At 63.4% G+C, this 21099-nt stretch carries 19 protein-coding genes; 11 read left to right on the plus strand and 8 right to left on the minus strand.

Features of this window, described 5'->3' with window-relative positions; translation table 11 throughout:
• Positions 1–5: 5 nt before the first annotated feature.
• A complete protein-coding gene (gene hldE, locus Q0931_RS13025; RefSeq protein ID WP_299261021.1) occupies positions 6–1457 on the minus strand; it encodes a bifunctional D-glycero-beta-D-manno-heptose-7-phosphate kinase/D-glycero-beta-D-manno-heptose 1-phosphate adenylyltransferase HldE in 1452 nt (483 codons plus the stop codon).
• Positions 1450–2553 (minus strand): glycosyltransferase family 9 protein, encoded by a 1104-nt coding sequence (locus tag Q0931_RS13030; RefSeq protein ID WP_299260942.1) that lies wholly within the window; start codon positions 2551–2553, stop codon positions 1450–1452. The genes hldE and Q0931_RS13030 overlap by 8 nt, the downstream gene beginning before the upstream one ends.
• On the opposite strand from Q0931_RS13030, the gene Q0931_RS13035 reads away from it, so the two are divergent.
• The 6 genes from Q0931_RS13035 to Q0931_RS13060 all read left to right on the plus strand — a co-directional run bounded on the left by Q0931_RS13035 (position 2552) and on the right by Q0931_RS13060 (position 7855).
• Positions 2552–3274 carry a 3-deoxy-D-manno-octulosonic acid kinase gene (locus Q0931_RS13035; RefSeq protein WP_299260944.1) on the plus strand — a complete coding sequence of 241 codons (723 nt, stop codon included), beginning with the start codon at positions 2552–2554 and terminating at the stop codon, positions 3272–3274. The genes Q0931_RS13030 and Q0931_RS13035 overlap by 2 nt on opposite strands.
• A gap of 3 nt (positions 3275–3277) precedes the next feature.
• Positions 3278–4015 carry a DUF3413 domain-containing protein gene (locus tag Q0931_RS13040; protein ID WP_299260946.1) on the plus strand — a complete coding sequence of 246 codons (738 nt, stop codon included), beginning with the start codon at positions 3278–3280 and terminating at the stop codon, positions 4013–4015.
• Positions 4012–4821 (plus strand): glycosyltransferase family 2 protein, encoded by an 810-nt coding sequence (locus tag Q0931_RS13045; protein WP_299260948.1) that lies wholly within the window; start codon positions 4012–4014, stop codon positions 4819–4821. Before Q0931_RS13040 ends, Q0931_RS13045 begins: the two co-directional genes overlap by 4 nt.
• Positions 4822–4944: 123 nt before the next feature.
• A complete protein-coding gene (locus Q0931_RS13050) occupies positions 4945–5985 on the plus strand; it encodes a glycosyltransferase family 4 protein (RefSeq protein ID WP_299260950.1) in 1041 nt (346 codons plus the stop codon).
• Positions 5986–6072: 87 nt separating this feature from the next.
• Positions 6073–7176, plus strand: a complete 1104-nt coding sequence (gene ddlA, locus Q0931_RS13055) for a D-alanine--D-alanine ligase (RefSeq protein WP_299260952.1) — start codon at positions 6073–6075, stop codon at positions 7174–7176.
• A gap of 49 nt (positions 7177–7225) precedes the next feature.
• Positions 7226–7855: a LysE family translocator gene (locus Q0931_RS13060; RefSeq protein ID WP_299260954.1), complete on the plus strand. Its 630-nt coding sequence runs from the start codon at positions 7226–7228 to the stop codon at positions 7853–7855.
• 53 nt (positions 7856–7908) lie between these two features.
• Here the strand turns inward: Q0931_RS13060 and waaF are convergent, their stop codons facing one another.
• Both waaF and rfaD read right to left on the minus strand, forming a co-directional pair.
• A complete protein-coding gene (gene waaF / locus Q0931_RS13065) occupies positions 7909–8919 on the minus strand; it encodes a lipopolysaccharide heptosyltransferase II (protein ID WP_299261023.1) in 1011 nt (336 codons plus the stop codon).
• Between the two features lie 5 nt (positions 8920–8924).
• The gene (gene rfaD, locus Q0931_RS13070) at positions 8925–9884 is read right to left on the minus strand and encodes an ADP-glyceromanno-heptose 6-epimerase (protein WP_299260956.1); all 960 of its coding nucleotides are present in this window, start codon (positions 9882–9884) and stop codon (positions 8925–8927) included.
• A gap of 204 nt (positions 9885–10088) precedes the next feature.
• On the opposite strand from rfaD, the gene glyQ reads away from it, so the two are divergent.
• The 3 genes from glyQ to Q0931_RS13085 are packed head-to-tail and all read left to right on the plus strand — an operon-like array spanning position 10089 to position 13704.
• Entirely contained in the window at positions 10089–11051 is a 963-nt protein-coding gene (gene glyQ, locus Q0931_RS13075) for a glycine--tRNA ligase subunit alpha (RefSeq protein WP_299260958.1), read from the plus strand.
• Complete coding sequence (gene glyS, locus Q0931_RS13080; RefSeq protein ID WP_299260960.1) at positions 11051–13165, plus strand: glycine--tRNA ligase subunit beta; 2115 nt, start codon at positions 11051–11053, stop codon at positions 13163–13165. Before glyQ ends, glyS begins: the two co-directional genes overlap by 1 nt.
• Positions 13162–13704, plus strand: a complete 543-nt coding sequence (locus Q0931_RS13085) for a GNAT family N-acetyltransferase (RefSeq protein ID WP_086900231.1) — start codon at positions 13162–13164, stop codon at positions 13702–13704. Before glyS ends, Q0931_RS13085 begins: the two co-directional genes overlap by 4 nt.
• Positions 13705–13790: 86 nt before the next feature.
• Here Q0931_RS13085 and Q0931_RS13090 read toward each other — a convergent pair whose 3' ends face one another.
• The 4 genes from Q0931_RS13090 to Q0931_RS13105 all read right to left on the minus strand — a co-directional run bounded on the left by Q0931_RS13090 (position 13791) and on the right by Q0931_RS13105 (position 18709).
• Entirely contained in the window at positions 13791–15737 is a 1947-nt protein-coding gene (locus Q0931_RS13090; RefSeq protein ID WP_299260963.1) for an aconitate hydratase, read from the minus strand.
• A gap of 55 nt (positions 15738–15792) precedes the next feature.
• On the minus strand, positions 15793–17292 hold the full coding sequence (locus tag Q0931_RS13095) for a sodium:solute symporter (RefSeq protein ID WP_299260965.1): 1500 nt from the start codon (positions 17290–17292) through the stop codon (positions 15793–15795).
• A 2-nt stretch (positions 17293–17294) separates the two neighbouring features.
• A complete protein-coding gene (locus Q0931_RS13100) occupies positions 17295–17630 on the minus strand; it encodes a hypothetical protein (RefSeq protein ID WP_299260967.1) in 336 nt (111 codons plus the stop codon).
• Between the two features lie 152 nt (positions 17631–17782).
• The gene (locus Q0931_RS13105; protein ID WP_299260969.1) at positions 17783–18709 is read right to left on the minus strand and encodes a LysR family transcriptional regulator; all 927 of its coding nucleotides are present in this window, start codon (positions 18707–18709) and stop codon (positions 17783–17785) included.
• A gap of 140 nt (positions 18710–18849) precedes the next feature.
• Here Q0931_RS13105 and Q0931_RS13110 point away from each other — a divergent pair, with 140 nt between their 5' ends.
• Both Q0931_RS13110 and Q0931_RS13115 read left to right on the plus strand, forming a co-directional pair.
• Positions 18850–20115, plus strand: a complete 1266-nt coding sequence (locus Q0931_RS13110) for a CaiB/BaiF CoA-transferase family protein (protein WP_299260971.1) — start codon at positions 18850–18852, stop codon at positions 20113–20115.
• Between the two features lies 1 nt (position 20116).
• Positions 20117–21046 carry a hydroxymethylglutaryl-CoA lyase gene (locus Q0931_RS13115; RefSeq protein WP_299260973.1) on the plus strand — a complete coding sequence of 310 codons (930 nt, stop codon included), beginning with the start codon at positions 20117–20119 and terminating at the stop codon, positions 21044–21046.
• The last annotated feature ends 53 nt before the right edge of the window (positions 21047–21099 follow it).

Raw genomic sequence — 21099 nt, forward strand, 5'->3', positions numbered from 1 at the left:
GGGCGCTACTCCTGTTCGCTGCGACGCGCACTGCGCGAGACGATTGCGCTGATGGTGCCGGTCGTGGACAGGCCTTCTTCAAAGTTCAGCACCCGCACTTCGCCGCCGTTGGCCATGACGGCCTCACCGCCGGCAATCTCCTCGACGCGATAATCGCCGCCCTTGACCAGCACATCCGGCAGCACGGTACCAATCAGCTCGGCCGGGGTATCCTCGCCAAAGGGCACGACCCAGTCCACGGCACGCAGGCCGGCCAGCACCGCCATGCGATGCGCCAGCGGCGTGATCGGGCGGCCCTCGCCCTTGAGCCGCGTGACCGAGGCGTCATCGTTGACGGCCACGATCAAACGATCACCCTGAGCGCGCGCCTGCTCCAGATAGCTGACATGACCGGCATGCAGCAGATCGAAGCAGCCGTTGGTCATGACAATGCGCTCACCGCGGGCCTGAGCCGCGCGTACGGCGGCCGTCAGAGTATCGACATCGATCACGCCGTGTCCGGCAGCCACGCCATGATCGGCACTCAACGCCGCCTCGATCTCGGCCACCGACACCGTGGCGGTGCCGGGCTTGGCGACCACCAGCCCGGCGGCCAGGTTGGCCATCGCCATGGCATCCGGCAGGCTCTGCCCCGCTGCCAGCGAAAGCCCCAGCACGCCGATCACCGTATCGCCGGCGCCGGTCACGTCAAAGACTTCCTGGGCCCGGGTCGGCAGGTGCAGCGGTGGATGGCCTTCACGAATCAGCGTCATGCCGCGCTCGCTGCGGGTAATCAATAGCGCCTCGAGTTCGAGCTCGGCGCGCAGCGCTTCCCCGCGCGAGGTCAGTGCTTCCTCGCTGTGGCAACGTCCGACCACGGTCTCGAACTCGCTTAAATTGGGGGTAATGATGCTCGCCCCCCGATAGCGGTGAAAATCGCTGCCCTTGGGATCGATCAATACCCGCTTGCCGGCGCGTCGGCCGGCATCGATCAGCGCCTGCACCTGCGCCAGCGTCCCCTTGCCGTAATCGGACAGGATCATCAGGTCCGTATCGACCAGCGCTTCACTGACCTGATTCATCATGGCATCGGTATTGACCTCCTCGAGCGAGGACTCGAAGTCCAGCCGGATCAGCTGCTGATTGCGACTCATCACCCGCAGCTTGGTGATGGTGGGGATCTCGGGGCTGCGCTGAAAGCGCGAGGTAATCCCGGCGCGGGCCAGCAGATCATCCAGAATGGCGGCATTGTCATCGCAGCCGATCAGCCCGGAGAGCGTCACCTGCGCGTTCAGTGCGGCAATATTGAGCGCCACGTTGGCCGCGCCACCCGGTCGATCCTCGCTGTCATCAACCCGCACCACCGGCACCGGCGCCTCGGGCGAAATCCGGGAGGTCGGGCCGTGCCAGTAGCGATCGAGCATGACATCGCCGACCACCGTGACGCGGGCGCCGGCCAGCAGGGCAGGATCAAACATCATGAGGGGCTCCCCCGGTCGACTTTTCATGGTCGGCGGTCAGTGCCAGCAGCGCATCAAGCCGGTTGATGACATCCTCGAAGGTAATCAGTGACATCGCATCCTCATGGCGTACGCGGGTGCCCCAGACGATCTGGTCCAGAGGCTTGTGCAGATAGGTGGCCACGGCATCGGGATAGCGGTTGACGACGTGTTCGCGCCAGCACCAGGGGGCGGCGCGCTCGGGATTGGTCGTGGCAAAGAGCCCCAGAACCGGCGTATTCATTGCATTGGCCATGTGGACCGGCCCGGAATCGGGCGCAATCACCATGCGTGCCTCATCGATCATGGCCAAAAGCCCCTTGAGCGAGGTGCGTCCCAGCAGGTTGACCGGCACGGCCTCGTTGAGTCCGGCGGCGATGCGCTCGCACATTTCGACTTCCTGAGCACTGGTGCCGCCGGTCAGGAAAGTGGTCAGGCCGTGGTGGCGCCAGGCGTGCTCGATCACGGCGGCGTAGCCTTCGGCCGACCAGTTGCGAAAGTTGCGAAGCCGCGGACTGGCACACGGACTGATCACCAGCGCCGGTCGACCGGCCAGAAACTGGCGGGCTTCCTCCCGGGCAGCGTCCGGCAACGGGATTCCCCACTCGAGCCGATCATCGTCAACGCCCAGCTCACGGGCAAAATCCATGAAGGACTCGAGCACATGAGCATGCGGATGCGGACTGAGCTGGCGGTTGGTAAACCAGGTCTGCCAGTCCTTGGCGCGGGCGCGATCATAGCCCAGGCGCACGCGGGCCTTGAGCCCCAGCGAAAGCATGCTGGCGCGAATGGACTGCTGCATGTGCAACAGCACGTCAAAGGGCGTATCACGCAGCTCGCGCCAGATGTTGCGCATGCCGGCAAGTCCGGTGGACTTGTCATACACCACGAACTCGACCCCGGCGAGGCCGGCCAGTAAACTGTGCTCCCCCCGACCGATGATCCAGGTGATTCGGGCGTCAGGCCACTGGCGCTGCAACGCCCGAACGGTCGGTACGAGATTGCAGACATCGCCGAGTGCGGATAACCGCAATACACAGATATGCGCGGGTTGCGCGGGCAAAGGATGCTTCATGCGGATGATGACTTCCCGAAAAGCGAATGCGCACATTCTATATGATGCTCAAACGGCCCCACAAACCGGCCAGCCGGCGCTGATGCCCGAACACTTCACCGGCGCCTGGTGGCGCTCGCGTGATGCCGTCACCGGACAGGCACCCGGACGCGGTGAAAGCCTGTTCGTGCAGGCCGGTGATCAGGCATGGGTGCTGCGTCATTATCGCCGCGGCGGCCTTGTTGCACGCTTGAGCGCCGAGCATTATGTCTGGACAGGCCCTGAGCGCAACCGCGCCTTTCGCGAATGCCGGCTGCTGGCCACCCTGTTTGAGCGCGGACTGGCGGTACCGCAACCGATCGGCGCCTGTGCCTGGCGGACCGGGGCGCTCTATCAGGCCGCCCTCATCACCCGGCGTATCGATGGCGCGCAACCGCTGGCCTCGCTGGTCCAGACCCCTCAGGCTGCTACCCATCATGACGCGCTGCTGACAGCGTGTGGCCGCATGATCCGTCGTTTTCATGACGAAGGGCTTGACCATGTCGATCTCAATGCCCGCAACATTCTGATCGATGATCAGGAAACGCCCTGGCTGATCGACCTGGACCGTTGCCGATTACGCCGCGCAGGTCGCTGGCAGGCGGACAATCTTGCACGTCTTGAGCGTTCTCTGGAAAAGTTTGCGCCCGGACAGGCCAAAACCCTCATGGCCCCCATCAACCACGGATACCAATCGAGTTAGATCATGCCTCGTTCAAGTGAAGATTCCCTGCGGTTTAGACTACGCGCCACGGCCTTTTTTGCCCTCTTTAACCTGATTTTCATATGGCTGCTGTCGCTGCGCTATCTGCCGATCGTCCAGATGCCCCAGGAGGGGATGGGCATCCTCTGGCTGGCCTGCGCCTGGCTGGGCGGCTTTGGCACCCTGGCCGTGGCGATCTGGCTGCTGCCGGCAGTGCTGTCGCTGTTTTTGAAGCGTCGCATGCTGATCTGGCCATGTGCCGTGCTGGGCACGCTGGGGCTGGGCGCGCTGTGGATGGACACCCGGATATTCAGCGCCGTCGGCGAGCATCTGGTGGCTCTGTCGGGTGACAACAAGCCGGTGCTGTCCATCGCACAGTGGACCATCACCGGTGGTGGCGTTGTGCTGATCGCTCTGGTCGAGCTGTGGCTCTCCTGGCGCATCATGGCCCGCGCGCGACGCATCACCTTCCCGGTCTGGAGTCTGGTGCTGCTGATGCCGGTACTGTTGATGGCAAGCGTGGGCATCGATATCGCCACCGACACCGATCAGACCGCCGTTCTCCATCCGCAGGACAGCGACAGCCAAACGCTGATGGGCGAGCCCGCCACCCCGGTACCCGAGGCCCGTGAAGCCGCCACCCAGCGCGACCGGAACGACGGACCGGCCATCGATGACAGCGTTGACCCGACCGAACGTGATACCACCGCCCTCCCCAATGACGAGGAGGAGAACCCATGAACATGACGGCCACCTCACGCACGCCGATCACCGGTGTGGTGATCACGCTCAATGAAGCAGCGAACATCGAGGCCTGCCTGGCCTCACTGGCGCGCGTGTGCGATGAGCTGATCGTGGTGGATTCGGGTTCCACGGATGACACCTGCGCGCTCGCTCGAGCCTTCGGTGCCCGGGTGATCGAGCAGCCCTATCTGGGCGACGGGCCGCAGAAGAACGTGGGTCCAAAGGCCGCTACCCATCGCTGGGTGCTGTCGCTGGACGCCGATGAGCGTCTGACCGAGCAGGCCGTGAGCACGGTACAGGCGCTGTCGCTTTCAACCACCGAGCATGATGGCTTTGCCCTGCGCCGACGCAATTTTATCGGCTCACGCTGGGTGAAGCGCTGCGGCTGGTATCCCGATTACTGCCTCCGGCTTTTTGACCGCGAGCGCACGGGCTTTTCCGAGTCGCGCCAGCACTCAAGCGTTCAGGCCAGCCACCCCGCGCGTCTGGACGCCGATATCGAGCACTACTCCTTTGCCAATCTGGCCGAGCTCTTCACCAAGGCCGGCGGCCGATTCTCTACCCGCGCCGCCAAGATCATGTATCTCAAGGGCAAAAAAGTGAACGCTTGCTCACCGTTTATCCACGGTGCCAACGCCTTTGTGCGCAAGTATCTGTTTCAGCGTGGCTTCATGGCAGGGCCTGATGGCCTGTCGGTATCGCTGTCGGCAGGCGTCAATGCCTATCTGAAGTACGCCAAGCTGCTGGAGTTTCAGCGCGACCCGCAGGTGCGTGAGCGCGAGGACTTCAACCGGGTCTGGTAATTCCTCCCCTGCTGCGGCGACGATGGGGTTACCCGATCGACGCCGTTTTGCATCATCACTGGCCCTGCTGCCCCTTCATGCGCCACCCTTGGCCCATCGATTCCTTTACAGGTGAGTGATCCCTTGCATATCTGTCACGTCAATCTGGCGCGAGACTTTCGCGGCGGCGAGCGCCAGACCCAGCTGCTGATCGAGCAACTGGCCGCCCATGACATTGTCCAGACGCTGGTATGCCGCCAGGATTCTCCACTGCGTCAGGCCCTGTCCGGCGTCGAAAACCTGAGCATGGTGGCCGCCGATCAGATGTGGGTCGGCCACCGGCGCGTGCCCCCGGTGGATCTGGTGCACGCCCACGAGGCCCGCGCCGTCCACTGGGCCTGGCTGCACGCCCGGTTCAACGGCACGCCCTACATTCTGACCCGCCGCGTACCGCAGCCCGTCAGGGACAAGTGGTTCAATCGTCAGACCTACCGGGGGGCGGCGACGGCAGTGGCCATCTCCTCACCCATCGAGGCCCATCTCGAGGCGCGCCACTGGTGCCCGGTCACGCGGATCCCCAGTGCCCTGTCGCACTTTACCCGCAATACAACCGTGGTCGAGACACTACGTCAGCGCTTTGAAGGGCGCTATGTCATCGGCCATGTGGGCGCGCTGGTGGATCGTCACAAGGGCCAGCGCCTGATCATCGAAACGGCTCGCCGGCTGGCCGACACCCATCCCGACATCGTGTTTCTGCTGCTGGGCAGCGGCGAGGATGAGCAGCGCCTCAAGCGCGAAAGCGAGGGGCTCGACAATGTCATCTGGGAAGGCTTTCAGTCCAATGTGGGCGATTATCTGGCCGCAATGGACCTGTTCGTCTTCCCGTCGCGTAACGAGGGGCTGGGCTCGACACTGCTGGACGTCATGGACGCCGAGGTGCCGATCATTGCAAGCAATGTCGACGGCATTCCCGATATCGTCATCGATAATGAAAGCGGCGTGCTGATTCCCCCCAACGATAGTGAGGCCCTGCACGATGCGGTGCTGGCCCTTAAAGGTGACCCGGCCCGCGGCGCCTGCCTGACCCGCGGCGCCTGCCAGCGGCTGGAAGCCTTTACCCCCGAGGCCATGGCCAGCCAGTACCGCACGCTTTATACGCGGCTGCTCGGCACCGATACGGCCTGAGGCGGCTCGCGCGCGCCGAACACGCACACCGGTGCCTGAACGTGGCATCATGCGCGCAGTGAAGACGAAGGCTTATCGGGAGGGATCATGGGAAACATCAGGGTTGGGGTCATCTTTGGCGGCAAATCGGCCGAGCATGAAGTGTCACTACAGTCCGCCCGCAATATCGTCGATGCGCTGGACCGCGAGCGCTTTGACGTCACGCTGATCGGCATCGACAAGCAGGGGCAGTGGCACGTCAACGATGCCGACCGCTATCTGGATAATGCCGATGACCCGGCCCGCATCGCGCTGCATCACTCACAGCGTGATCTGGCGGTCATGCCCGGTCGCGCGCGTGATCAGCTGATCGAGCCCGACTGTCAGGCAGCGCTGGAACAGCTCGACGTCATTTTCCCGATTGTCCACGGCACGCTCGGGGAGGATGGCTCGCTGCAGGGGCTGTTGCGCATGGCCAATCTGCCCTTTGTCGGCAGTGGCGTGCTGGGCTCGGCGGTGAGCATGGACAAGGATGTCACCAAGCGGTTGCTGCGGGACGCCGGCCTTGCCGTGGCCCCCTTTGTCACCCTCACCCGCCAGAGTGCCGCCAGCGCCGATTTCAACGTTTTGTGCGAGCAGCTGGGCACACCGCTGTTCGTCAAGCCGGCCAACCAGGGCTCTTCGGTCGGGGTCAGCCGCGTGGACAGCGCCGAGTCACTGCAAAAGGCACTGGCACTGGCGCTCTCCTTTGACCACAAGGTGCTGGTGGAATCGGCCATCCAGGGACGCGAGATCGAGTGCGCCATTCTCGGTAACGACACCCCCGAGGCCAGCGTGTGCGGCGAGATCGTGCTCAATGATGACGGCTTTTACTCCTACGACACCAAATACATCAGCGAGTCCGGGGCCGCCGTGGCCGTACCGGCCGATATTGACGCCACCGCCAGCGACGAGATTCGCCGCATCGCGCTGGAGGCCTTCAAAGTGCTGGAGTGCGCGGGCCTGGCCCGCGTGGATGTGTTTCTGACGCCGGACAATCGCGTGATCATCAATGAGGTCAACACGCTTCCCGGGTTTACCCGCATCAGCATGTATCCCAAGCTCTGGCAGGCCAGCGGCATGGCCTATCCGGCGCTGGTCACGCGCCTGATCGAACTGGCTCTTGAGCGCCACACCCGCGATCAGGCGCTGGACAGCAACCGCCACGACTGAGACACGAACAGGCCATGGCCTGCCTGATGGGCCATCACGGGAGACGGCCATGGACATCACCTGGTGGGGGCTTTTTCTGGGCGCGGCGCTAATGATCAATCTGACGCCGGGTCCGGACATGCTCTATCTCATGGCCCGAAGTGCCAGCGGCGGTCGGCGTGAGGGGCTGGCCGCCGGCGCCGGGTTGTGGTGCGGCGCCATGATGCATGTACTGGCCGCCGCACTGGGGCTTTCCGCCATTGTCATGGCTTCCGCCACGGCGTTTACCGCCATCAAGCTGGCGGGCGCACTGTATCTGTTCTATCTCGGTGTACAGGCGATCCGCAGCGCCGGCAGCCAGTTTCAGCCGCCTGCCACAGGTGGACGGGCCATCGGGGCATGGGGCGCCTTTCGACAGGGCGTACTGGTAGACCTGCTCAACCCCAAGACGGCACTTTTTTTCATGGCCTTTCTGCCCCCGTTCGTGCGCCCCGAGGCCGGTCCGGTGGCCGCGCAGCTACTGGCGCTGGGCACATTGACGGTGGCCGTGGCGATCCCCATTGAGCTGGCCATCATCCTGGGGGCGGCGCGCCTGTCCGACGGGCTACGCCGCCGGCCGCGTCTGACGCAGTGGATGAATCAGCTGCTGGGCACGGTCTTTATCGGTCTGGGACTGCGCCTGTTGACCGTGACCCGCTGAGGCGTTCGACGGCTCACTTGCCGGTCCGGGCGCCGGTCAATCGACGCTCCCGGTCAGTCAACGGTTAACGTCTCGATGACCTGCGACGGCGCCAGATCATTGAGACAGCGCGTATGGCCCAGCGGGCAGGTGCGCTCAAAGCACGGCGAGCATGACAGGTTGAGCCAGTGAATATCCCGGGCCTGCGTCAACGGCGGGGTGTAGTTGGGCGTGGAGGAGCCATAGATGGCCTGCACATGGGTGCCGACAGCGGCGGCGACGTGCATCAGCCCGGAGTCATTGCTCACCGCCTGTTCACAGGCCCCCAGCAGATCGACGGCATCCGTCAGCGTGGTCTGACCGCACAGATTGATCACGCCCTCGAGGTCCTGCCCGATCTCTTCCCCCGCGTCGACATCCCTTGGCCCGCCCAGCACGATCACCTGATAACCGCGCTCGATCATCGCCTCGGCGACCTGACGAAAATAGGCCAGCGGCCACTGCTTGGCCGGGCCATATTCGGCGCCGGGCATCATCGCGATCAGCGCCTGATTGAGACCATGTGCCTCCCGCAGCGCCTGCTGTCGCGCAGCGTCCACCTGCAGATGCGGTTCCGGAATGGCGTCCGATGTGCCCTCCACCGGTAGCCCCAGCGCGACAAAGCGCTTGACGGTCTGATCCAGCACCGCCTTGTCGAGCCGACGTCGCTCGGTGAGCAGCACATAGCGCTGCTCGCCGGTAAAACCGACCCGGCGGGGAATGCCGGCAAAAAACGGCACCAGCGCGGACTTGAGCGAACGCGGCAGCACGATCGCCCGATCGTACTCCCCCTTGAGTGAACGCCCCAGCCGCCAGCGCGTGCGCAGGCCGGTCTGGCCGTGGCCGGTCTCGAGCACGATGGCCCGGCGCACCTGCGGCATGCGCTCAAGCATCGGCGCTGACCACTTCGGCCCCATGACATCGATCACACAGTCGGGATCATGATTTTTCAGGGTGATGAAAAGACTCTGCGCCATGACCATGTCGCCGACCCACGAGGGGCCGACGACCAGAATGCGCTCACCGGTGGTACTGCGTGGGGACAGATCACTCACGAACCCTGGTTCCCCGTCACGCCCAGCGCGTGCATGTAGTTCTGAACGCCCTGGGCCAGGCCGCGGAATTCCCGGTCGTAGCCGGCTTCGCGCAGCCGCGAAATGTCCGCGCAGGTATAGCTCTGGTAGCGCCCCTTGAGGTGCTCGGGAAAGTCGATAAATTCGATCTCGCCGCGCCCGGTCATCTCGATCACCGTCTCGGCAATCGTTTTGAAGGGTTCGGCGCGCCCGGTGCCCAGGTTGAAGATGCCGGACCGGTCGGGGTGGTCGAGAAACCACAGGTTCACATCCACCACGTCATCGACATGAATGAAATCCCGGCTCTGCATCCCGGCATCATAGCCGTCATACGCCCCGAACAGCTTTGGGTTCTCCCCGTTCATGACCTGGGTGTAGTGATGATAAGCGACGCTTGCCATCGACCCCTTGTGCTGCTCGCGCGGTCCATAGACGTTGAAATAGCGAAAGCCTACCACCTGAGTGGTCAGCTGATCCCAGCGCGCACGCACGTACTGATCGAACAATAGCTTGGAGTAGCCGTAGACGTTGAGCGGCTTTTCGTGCTCGCGCGCCTCGATAAAGACGTCGCTGCCCCCGTAGGTCGCGGCAGAAGAGGCGTAGAGAAAGGGAATCCGGTGAGTCTGGCAGTACTCGAGCAGTACCTTCGAGTACTCGAAGTTGTTCTCCAGCATGTACTTGCCATCCCACTCGGTCGTGGCCGAGCAGGCGCCCTCATGGAAGATGGCCTCGATCCGCGGCAGTCTGGCATCGCGTCGGACCCGCTCAAGGAAGTCGTCCTTGTCGAGATAGTCCTGAATCTGACAGTCGGCCAGATTGCGAAATTTTGTGCCCTCGGTCATGTCGTCAACGACAACAATATCCTCGCGACCGCGTGCATTGAGTGCCTTGACCAGATTGGCGCCAATAAAGCCGGCCCCGCCGGTAACGACGATCATGAAACGTACTCCTGCATTGAATTCAAAAGGCAGCGACGCCGAAGGCGCCTGTCGACCTGTGACAAGCGTAGCGCTCCAGAGACAGGATATCCGGCTCGTCTGCCATGGCATGGGCATCGTCGAATCGACGCAGCCCTATAACCCGCATGGCGCTGATTGTATACTTGTGGGCTATTGAATTCATGGGCCAACGGTGGTTCCCCGATGACGGTTTCATCCACAAATGCGTCAACGCCAGACGTAAAAACCTTTCAGGGCCTGATTCTGGCCCTGCAACAGTACTGGGCGCAGCAGGGTTGCGTCATCATGCAGCCGCTGGACATGGAGGTCGGCGCGGGTACCTTTCACCCGGCGACCTTCCTGCGCGCCATCGGTCCGGAGTCCTGGAACGCAGCCTATGTGCAGCCTTCGCGCCGTCCGACCGACGGTCGCTACGGGGAAAATCCCAACCGTCTGCAGCATTACTACCAGTTTCAGGTCGTGATGAAACCGTCGCCGGAGAACTTCCAGGAACTCTATCTGGGCTCGCTGGCCCATCTCGGACTCGACCCGCTCGTCCACGACATCCGCTTTGTCGAGGACAACTGGGAATCCCCCACGCTGGGCGCCTGGGGGCTGGGCTGGGAAATCTGGCTCAACGGCATGGAAGTGACCCAGTTCACCTATTTCCAGCAGGCCGGCGGCATCGAGTGCTACCCGGTCATGGGCGAGCTGACCTACGGACTTGAGCGGATCGCCATGTACCTGCAGGACGTCGACAGCGTCTATGACCTGGTCTGGACCCGCGCGCCCGACGGCTCGACGGTCACCTATGGCGACGTCTATCTGCAAAACGAGCGCGAGCAGTCGACCTATAACTTCGAGCACGCCGATGTGCCGACGCTGTTTGCCGATTTCGACCACCTTGAGCGCGACTGCAGGGCACTGCTGGAGGCCAACCTGCCGCTGCCGGCGTATGAAAAAACGCTCAAGGCCTCGCACACCTTCAACCTGCTCGATGCCCGTCACGCCATCTCGGTGACCGAGCGTCAGCGCTATATCCTGCGCGTACGCACACTGGCCCGCGACGTGGCCCATGCCTATTACGCCTCACGCGAGGCGGCCGGTTTCCCGCTGGCCTCGCCTGAAGTGCGTGCTGAAATTCTCGGTCAGAAGGAAGCGATCTGATGGCTTTTGACAACACGATGGCCGCCAACAACGCCGTGGCATCCACCCGAACGCTTCTGATCGAACTGGGCTGTGAAGAGCTGCCGCCCGGCGCCCTGGCCGGGCTGGTCGATGCGCTGGCCCTCGGCGTCAAAAACGGCCTGCGTGATGCCGGTGTCCAGTACGGCGAAGTGCTGCCGCTGGCTACCCCGCGCCGCCTGGCCGTGAGCATCACCCGCCTGGCCGAATATCAGCCCGACCAGCAGATCGAGCGCCTCGGTCCGGCTGTAGCGGCTGCCTTTGACAAGGAAGGCAACCCCACGAAGGCCGCCCAGGGCTTTGCCGGCTCGCTGGGTCTTGAAGTGGGTGAGCTTTCGCGCCTTGAGACCGACAAGGGCGAGCGACTGGGCCATCGCTACACCCAGCCGGGTGAGGCCACCACGGCACTGCTGCCTGACATTGTGCGTCGCGCCGTCGATGCCCTGCCGGTCCCCAAGCGCATGCGCTGGGGCGCCTCGCGGGTCGAATTCTCGCGGCCGGTACACTGGCTGGTGATGCTCTACGGTGAAGAGGTCGTCCCCTGTGAACTGCTGGGGCTCGAGTCCGGCCGTACCACCCGCGGTCACCGCTATCATTACAATCAGCCCATCGAGCTGTCTCATGCCGATGAGTATGTCGAAAAGCTCGAAACCCCGGGCCACGTGATCGTCGACATGGTCAGGCGGCGCAGCATGATCGTCGAGCAGGTCCGCGAGCAGGCGCGGGCACTGGGGGCCACGGCCGTGATCGAAGACACCCTGCTGGATGAGGTCACGGGCCTGGTCGAATGGCCGGTGGCGCTGACCGGGCGCTTTGACGAGCGTTTTCTGGAAGTGCCGGCCGAATGTCTGATTTCATCGATGAAGGCCAATCAGAAGTACTTCCACCTGCTTGATGAGCAGGACAACCTGATTCCGGCCTTCATCACTGTCAGCAACATTGAAAGCCGCGACCCGCGTCAGGTCATCGAGGGCAATGAGCGCGTCATTCGTCCGCGCCTGGCCGATGCCGCGTTTTTCTTTGAAACCGATCGCAAAAGACCGCTGGCGGCTCGCATCGAACCGCTTAAAAGCGTGGTCTTCCAGCAAAAGCTGGGGACGCTGGCCGACAAGAGCGCCCGGGTTGAAGTGCTGTCGCGGACCATCGCTGAAAGGCTGGGCGGCAACAGTGACCAGGCCGGTCGTGCCGCAACGCTTGCCAAGTGCGATCTGGTCACCGAAATGGTGCTCGAGTTCCCGGAGCTGCAGGGCATCATGGGCGCCTACTACGCGCGCTTTGATGGTGAGGACGAGGCCGTTGCCAGCGCCATCTATCAACAGTATCTGCCCCGCTTTGCCGGCGATGAAGTACCCTCCGGGCCGACCGGCCAGGCCCTGGCCATTGCCGATCGTCTTGATACCCTGACCGGGATATTTGCCATCGGTCAGCGGCCTACCGGCACGCGAGACCCCTTCGCCCTGCGTCGCGCTGCCATCGGTGTGATCAGCATCATGGTCAAGGCCGAGCTGGATCTCGATCTGCGCGAGCTCCTGACCGTCGCCGCCGGCCAGCACGAAAGCGTTACCGATGTGACGGCACTGGTCGATGAAGTACAGGACTACATGCTGGACCGTTTCCGTGCCTGGGCACTGGAAGCCGGCATGAGCGCGGAGACCTACCTGGCCGTGCGGGCCCGCCCCGTCACCCACCCGTTCGATTTCGAGCGTCGTCTGCGCGCCGTGCACGCCTTCACCCATCGTGAAGAAGCGCAGGCGCTGGCCGCGGCCAACAAGCGTGTGGCCAACATTCTGGCCAAGCAGTCCGGCGACGTGCCGGCCGAGGTCGATACCACTCACCTTGCCGAGCCGGCTGAAAAGGCACTGTTTGATGCCATTTCCGTTAAGCGCGAGGAGACTGCGCCGCTGATCGCCCGACGCGACTACGCCAGTGCGCTGGACGCGCTGGCCAGCATCAAGGCACCGGTCGATGCGTTTTTTGATCAGGTCATGGTGATGAGCGATGACGAGGCGCTCAGGCGCAACCGTCTGGCTCTGCTGGCCGGTCTTCAGGGACTTTTCCTCGAAGTCGCCGATATCGCGTTGCTGGGTCAGTCATGAGCAGCACCATCCGTTTTCGCCGAGCCACCTCAAGCGATGTGGCAGCGCTGACGAGTCTTGTGACGTCCGCCTATCGGGGCGAGTCCAGCCGTAGCGGCTGGACCACCGAGGCGGATCTGCTCGATGGTGAACGTATTGCGCCGGAGGTGCTGCGTGCCGACATCGAGCGCCCTGACAGCCATGTCATTATCGCCGAGCGCCCGGGGGACAGCACCCATGAGCTGGTGGCCTGTGCCCATGTGGCCCGTGACGAGGATGCCGGCTATTTCGGCATGTTTGCCGTGCGCCCCTGGCTTCAGGGCCATGGCATCGGTCAGGCCGTGCTGGCAGAGGCTGAACGGATGACGCGTGAGGAACTGGGCCTTGAACGACTGCGTATGACGGTGATCGATGTGCGCTTGGAGTTGATCGCCTGGTATGAGCGTCGGGGCTATCACCGCACCGGTGAGTATCTGCCCTTTCCCTACGGCGATGAGCGCTTTGGGACGCCAAAGCGCGATGACCTGCGCTTTGTCGTGCTTGAGAAAACGCTGGACTGAGACAGCTCCAAGGGCTGTCCTCAAAAAAAGCGGGTGTTTCATGTGAAACACCCGCCCCCTCCCCCATACCACCCAAGCCTTCCACATCAGACCCGAGTCTCTTCTCGCTTCATCTTCAGATGGTTGATGACCCCGCCTGCTCTCAGGATATCGCGCTGACGCTCGCTGAGCTGATGCTCAAGCGTCACGGTTGTCCCGTCACTCAAATACGCCTCGACGGTGGTGCCCCGTTCGATCTGTTCGCCGGGTGACTCGATCGTCACATCGCGACTGTCCATCAGACGCTGATGATCGGCGTCATCGCTTACTGTCAGCGGCAGCACGCCAAAACTCACCAGATTCTGCCAGTGGATCCGCGCAAAGCTTTTGGCGATGACCACCTCAAGGCCAAGATAGCGCGGTACCAGTGCGGCGTTTTCGCGGCTCGACCCCTGACCGTAATTGTGGCCGGCCACGATGACATGCCCCGATGAGCCGGCACCGGCACGCTCGGCATAGCCACTGTCTACGGCTTCAAAGGTAAAGGCCGCCGAAGCCGGCACGTCACTCCACAGCGGCAACACGCGGTTACCGGCCGGCATGATGTCGTCGGTGGAGATGTTGTCGCCAACCCGCAACAGCACCGGCGCTTCAATACGCGCGGATAGGGCTGCCATCTCTGGCAGGGCTGGCGTGTGCGTGGTAGCCAGCATGACCGGGCGAGTCACGCCGACCTCGGGGGGGGTCACGAACATGCGCGGATCGACCACCATCTCGCCGGGTTCTTCGATACGCGGCGCCGGACGCCCCAGCGTGCGAGGATCGGTGATCACCCCGGTCAAGGCCGAGGCCGCCGCCGTTTCGGCGCTGCATAGAAAGACGCTGTCTTCACGCGTGCCGGAGCGTCCGGGAAAATTGCGGGGCACGGTACGCAGGCTGTTGCGACCGGCGGCCGGGGCCTGGCCCATGCCGATACAGCCATTGCAGCCAGCCTGATGAAGACGCGCACCCGCCTGGATCAGATCGCCCAGATACCCTTCACGGGTCAGGGTCGCCAGCACCTGACGGCTCGAGGGATTGATGTCCAGCGATACCCCCGGGGCGACCATCTGACCGCGCACGATATCAGCGGTGATGGCAAAGTCGCGATAGCCCGGACAGCCCGATGAACCGATATAGGCCTGATAAAGCGGCTCGCCAGCCGCCTCGCGAACCGGCACCACGTTATCCGGACTTGAAGGTCGGGCGATCAGCGGCTCGAGCATTGAGAGATCAATACGCTCATGGCGGTCGTACCGACAGCCGTCATCAGCGGCCAGCGCCCGGAAATCCGCTTCGCGGCCGCGCGCCTTCAAAAAGGTGCGCACCGCCTCATCACTGGGGAAGACGCTACTGGTAGCCCCCATCTCGGTGCCCATGTTGGCCATAACATGTCGATCCATTGCCGAGAGACCGGCAAGTCCCGGGCCGTAGTACTCAAGGATGCAGTTTTTGGCCCCGGCCACCCCATGACGACGCAGCAGCTCCAGCACCACATCGCGAGCGCTGACCCAGTCGGGCAGCGTGCCTTCCAGATACACCCCCATCACCTCCGGCATGGTGATATAGAGCGGCTCACCGGCCATCGCCAGAGCGATTTCGATGCCGCCGGCACCGAGTGCCAGCATGCCCAGCGCCCCGGCTGCGGTGGTATGGCTGTCACAGCCGGCCAGCGTCTCGCCGGGACGGCCGAAGTACTCCATGTGCACCGGATGGCTGATGCCGTTGCCCGGACCGCTATAGATCACCCCCAGGCGCTGGCAGGCCCGCTCCAGAAACAGATGGGCCTCGGCGTTGAGGCCATCGGCCTGCACCAGAGCATGGTCGATGTACTGAACGCTGGGCGCGGTCACGACCCGCTCCACCCCCATCGCCTCCAGCTCCAGCATGACCAGACTGCCCAGCACATCCTGTAACAGGGCCTGATCAATGCGCAGGGCAATCTCTTCTCCGGGCCGTGCGTGCCCGGAAATCAGATGATCCTCGATCAGCTTGTGGGTCAATGTCCGTGCCATGACACGCTCCTCACCCGACGCGCGTGGTCGGGATGTTGTGGAATCGCCGTACGGCTCAATACTCGAAGCCGATGACCTTGCGCGCGTGTTCGCGGCTGGCGGTATCAACACCTGCCAGAAGCGTGCCAACCACACAGATCGTGGTATTGAGCACAAGGCCCCACAGCCCGCTGTAGATGCCCAGCGGCCGATAGCCCATGAAGGTGAACACACCGGCCATGACGGCGCCGGCCAGCATGCCGATAAACACGGCACGAGCGTTCAGACGGGTCCAGTAGAGTCCCAGAATCAGCGCCGGCGCGACCTGGATGAGCACCTCGAACTTGAGCACGAAAATCTGATAGAGCGTGGCCGGCGGATACCAGGCGATCACGATCAGAATGGCTACCGCCACCAGCCCCACCAGCTTGCCGGCCAGCACCTTTTGATACTCGCTGGCATCGGGCTTGATATAGCGCCCGTACAGGTCGTTGGAGATGATCGAGGAAAACGTCAGCAGCACCGAGTCGGCCGTCGAGACGATGGCGGCGATCACGCCCCCGAACAGCAGCACCATCGCCCAGTAAAAGAACGTGTTCTGATTGGCGAGCGCATTGGCCATGATCCCGACCAGCTGCTCGGAGTCCGCCGTGGAGAGCCCCGGAAAGGCCGCAATCCCGATGATGCCGACCGTGAACACCACGCCTGCGGTCAGAAACGGCATGTAGGCCATGCGAATGAACGAGCGCTTGAGCGTGATCTCGCTTTTCGCCGAGAAGATGCGCTGCACCGCGTGGGGATAGATCGCCGCCCCGATACCGACCAGCACCAGCAGGCTGAACCAGCGGGTCAGCCCGGCGGCGTCAGGCGGATTGAGCTTCTCGGGGGAGTTGGCCTGCATGTACTCCGCCGCCGACGGCAGACCGCCAAAGTAATACAGCGAGCCGATCAACAGCGTAAACACCCCGAACAGCAGTGCGATGCCCTGAATGGTGTCGGTGTAGGCCACCGAGCGCATGCCGCCCAGCCAGCTGTAGGCCACCATGATGACAATGAAAAAGATCACGCCGACCTGATAGGGAATGGTGCCGCCGGTCAGCCCCGACACGCCCTGCCCGATCGCCACGAACTGCTCGAGCAGATAGTTGGCCAGGCCATAGAGCATCAGGATGGCCGCCAGAATCGAGACGCTTTTGGAGCGAAAGCGCAGTTCGATCCAGTCCACCGGCGTGAGCAGTGAAAAGCGCCGCCCCAGCGCATAAAGACGGGGTGCGAAGAAGAGATACACCATAATGATCATGATGAAAAACGGCACCGACACCAGATACTGATAGCCCATGCGATAGGCCGTCGGCGGATAGCCGATGACGGTATTGCCGCTGTACTGGGTGGCAAAGAAGGTGAAAAAGAGTACCATCACCCCAAGGCCGCGCCCGCCCAGGTAGTACTCATCCAGGCTTTCGCGCATGCCGCGATTGCGCAGATAGGCAAACACGCCCACCCCCAGCATCAGGGCGCCATAAAGGGCGAGCACCAGGATGCCTGACCAGCCGCTGAACGCCAGTTCGACTTCCATGATTACACCTCCTCGCCACGGCGGACGCCGCTGCTGTGGTCATGGCCACCATCGCCGCTCTGTTTTCCACAGCCGCTGTCTTTTCCACGGCCGCCCTTATTTCCACAGCCATAAAGCTCGTCGCTGTCGGTCTGCCACTGGGTTCTGATCGTCCAGGTGATGAAGATCGACAGCAGAAGTGACGCCCCCAGAACGGTCAGTGCCCACACCGGAATCCCCATGACCAGCGTCGAGCCGGCGTCACTGGCGAAGTACCAGGGGTTGATGAGCACAAAGAGCACGATAAAGCCGATCCAGACACGACGCTTTCGAACGGGCTCGGACATTCTGGGTTTCATGAGACGCTCTCCCGGGCAGTGATCCCGTCGCGGGCGCGACGGACAGGGTCCAGAAGGGACTCTAGCGAGCGCTCACCAGAGCTGAATATTGATCATTGAACAAGCGCGGCTTCGCCAGTGGCGAAGCGCCACGACGTTGGTCGCAGGCCCGGCTATCCCTGACCCGATGACTCGGCGTGGCAGTCGCGCTCGCCACAGCGCAGCAGATGATCCACCAGCTGACGGGCAGGCACGGCCAGGCCGTGGTAGTCGCGCATGACCAGGTGCAGTTCGCGCAGTGCCCAGCCATCCGTCAGCGGTACCGTGGCCAGATGAAGCCCGAGGCGTTCGGCCTCGACCGCTCGACAGGGCAGCACGCCGATGCCCATGCCACGATCGATCATGCGACAGATGCCTTCAAAGCTTCGCACCTGAATGCGCATGCGCAGCGGTCGATCAAAGCGACGCGCCCCGTCCTGTAACAGCGCCTGCAGCGAGGCATCCTGCTCAAGGCCGATAAAGTCGTTATCGAGGGCCTGTTCAAGCGCCACTGCCGGCATTTCAGCCAGTGGATGCTGCTGTGGCACGACCAGCACCAGCCGGTCGCGGCGCCACAGCCGGGCATCCAGCCCCTCGGCCGGCACATGACCGGCATAGAGGCCGATGTCGGCCAGACCGTCGCGTACGGCGGTCACGATTTCATGGCTCAGCCGCTCCTTCATGTCGATGCGGATCTGCGGGAAGCGGTTCATGAAATCGCCCAGATCATCCGGCAGAAACTCGATGACCGACGAGGTGTTGGCATGCAGGCGGATATGACCCTTGATGCCGACGCTGTATTCGCTCATGTCGGCGTCAAGACGCGCGAGCCCTTCGAGCAGCAGCCGGGCGTGATGCAAAAAGGCGTGACCTGCCGGCGTGAGCTCGATCCCTCGCGGGCGGCGATAGAGCAGCGAAATGCCGATCTGATTTTCCAGATCGCTGATGCGCTTGCTGACCGCTGCCAGGGCCAGATGCTCGCGGTGGGCCGCGCGGGTCAGGCTGCGCTCGTCGGCAATCGCCACGAAAAGGCGCAGGGTGACAAAATCAAGACGCTTCATGGGGGATCCGCTCGGTCGGCCTGACAGTCTGACACTGTCTTCGCCGGTTGCGAACACTGCCTTGGTCAAACCCCAATTGTGACGCCGAGGACCGCTCGGCCATCCTCATGGTCATCACCATGCCCGGGAGCGGACACCCCATGACAGCCCATGACGCCACCTCTGCCACCGAACAGCCCCATGCTCTGACCGGCCTGAAGGTACTGGAGCTGGGCCAGCTGATTGCCGGCCCGTTTGCCACCAAGCTGCTCGGCGAATTCGGCGCTGACGTGATCAAGATCGAGCCGCCCGGCACCGGTGACCCGCTGCGCCGCTGGCGCATTGTCGAGGAGGGCACCTCGCTCTGGTGGCACGTCCAGACCCGCAACAAGCGCTCGCTCTCTCTTGATCTGAGAAGCGAGGAGGGTCAGGAGATCGTGCGCCGGCTGGCCCGTGAGGCCGACATCGTGGTGGAGAACTTTCGTCCCGGCACGCTGGAGAAATGGGGGCTGGGCTGGGAGGCGCTGAGTGCGGCCAATCCGGGGCTGATCATGGTGCGCATCTCCGGCTACGGCCAGACCGGCCCCTACCGTGACCGTCCGGGCTTTGGCGTCATCGGGGAAGCCATGGGCGGTCTGCGCTACCTCTCCGGTCATCCCGGCGAGCGCTCGGTGCGCGTGGGGGTAAGTCTGGGCGATTCCCTGTCGGCGCTCTATGGCGTGATCGGGGCACTGCTGGCACTACAGGAGCGCCACGCCAGCGGCCAGGGGCAATACATCGATGTCGCACTGTATGAATCGGTGTTTGCCATGATGGAAAGCCTGATTCCCGAATACGATGGCGCCGATGTGATCCGTGAACCCAGCGGCAGCGCCCTGCCCGGCATCACGCCGTCCAATGCCTACCCGTGCCGGGGCGGTGAACATGTGCTGATCGCGGGTAACGGTGACAGCATCTATCGGCGACTGATGCAGGCGATCGAGCGTCCCGATCTGGCCGATGACCCCGAGCTTGCCCATAACGATGGCCGCTCGCGCCACGCCGAGCGTATCGATGGCGCCATTGCCGACTGGACATCCCGTCATGAACGCGAGCATGTGCTGAGCACGCTGGACGCTGTCGGGGTGCCGGTGGGCTTTCCCTATACCGCACGCGATATCGTCAATGACCCGCACTATCAGGCCCGCGAGATGATCCAGACCATCATTACCGCCGAAGGACGCCAGCTGAAGGTGCCGGGTGTGATACCAAAACTCAGCCGCACGCCGGGGCGCATCGAGGGCGGTGGCCCGTGGCTGGGCCAGCATACGCGTGATGTGCTTGATGAGCTGGGCATTGATGCCGACACCCAGCAGGCGCTGTTTGAGCGCGGCGTGCTCCATGACACCGACACGCCGACATCACCCCATGCGAAAAAGGGAGCGTGACATGAGCCAGCGCGTTTATATTCAGGAAGTCGCCCCGCGCGATGGTCTGCAGATCGAGCAGCGTTTCGTGCCCACGGTTGAAAAGATCGCCCTGATCAATGCCCTTTCCCGCACCGGTGTGGCAAAAATCGAGGCCACCTCGTTTACCTCGCCCAAAGCGATTCCCAATCTGGCCGATGCCTCCGAGGTAATGGCCGGCATCACCCGCCATGAGCGCGTGGAGTACGTGGCGCTGGTGCCCAACGAGCGTGGCGCCGAGCGGGCGCTGGCCGCCGGCGCCGATGAACTCAACCTGGTGATGTCGGCCAGTGACGGGCATGGTCTGGCGAATCTGCGCATGACACCCTGGCAGTCGCTTGAGCGCTTTGAAGCGATCGTCGAGCGGGCGCGTGGCCATGAGGTCTTCATTAACGCCTCGATCTCGACCGCCTTTGGCTGTCCGTTTGATGGCGAGGTGCCCGCCTTACGGGTGATCGAGATCGTTGAGCGGCTGACGACGCTGGGCATTGGCGGCGTGTCGCTTTGCGATACCACCGGCATGGCCAACCCGGTGCAGGTCAGGGCACTGTGTGAGCAGGTTCTCACCCGCTGGCCCGAGCTTGCCCTCACCCTGCATGTGCACAACACCCGCGGCATGGGCCTGGCCAACGCCTTCGCGGCCTGGCAGGCCGGGGTCACCCGCTTTGACGCGGCGCTGGGCGGGCTGGGCGGCTGTCCGTTTGCTCCCGGCGCCAGCGGCAACGTCTGCACCGAGGACCTGGTTCACATGTTCGAGGAGATGGGTGTCGAGACCGGCGTGGATCTCGACGCCCTGCTGGCGGTCTCCGGCACCCTGCCTGATCTGGTGGGTCATGAGGTGCCGGGCCAGGTAGTGAAGGCCGGGCGCTCAAGCCGGCGTTATCCGCTGCCCGAGCATGCCCGGCGGTCATAGCCCATGCGGCTGACATTGTCGGCCCATTCTTCTTTTGCGCCCGGATTCAAACC

The sequence above is a fragment of the uncultured Kushneria sp. genome (genome assembly GCF_947497025.1).
Lineage (GTDB): Bacteria > Pseudomonadota > Gammaproteobacteria > Pseudomonadales > Halomonadaceae > Kushneria.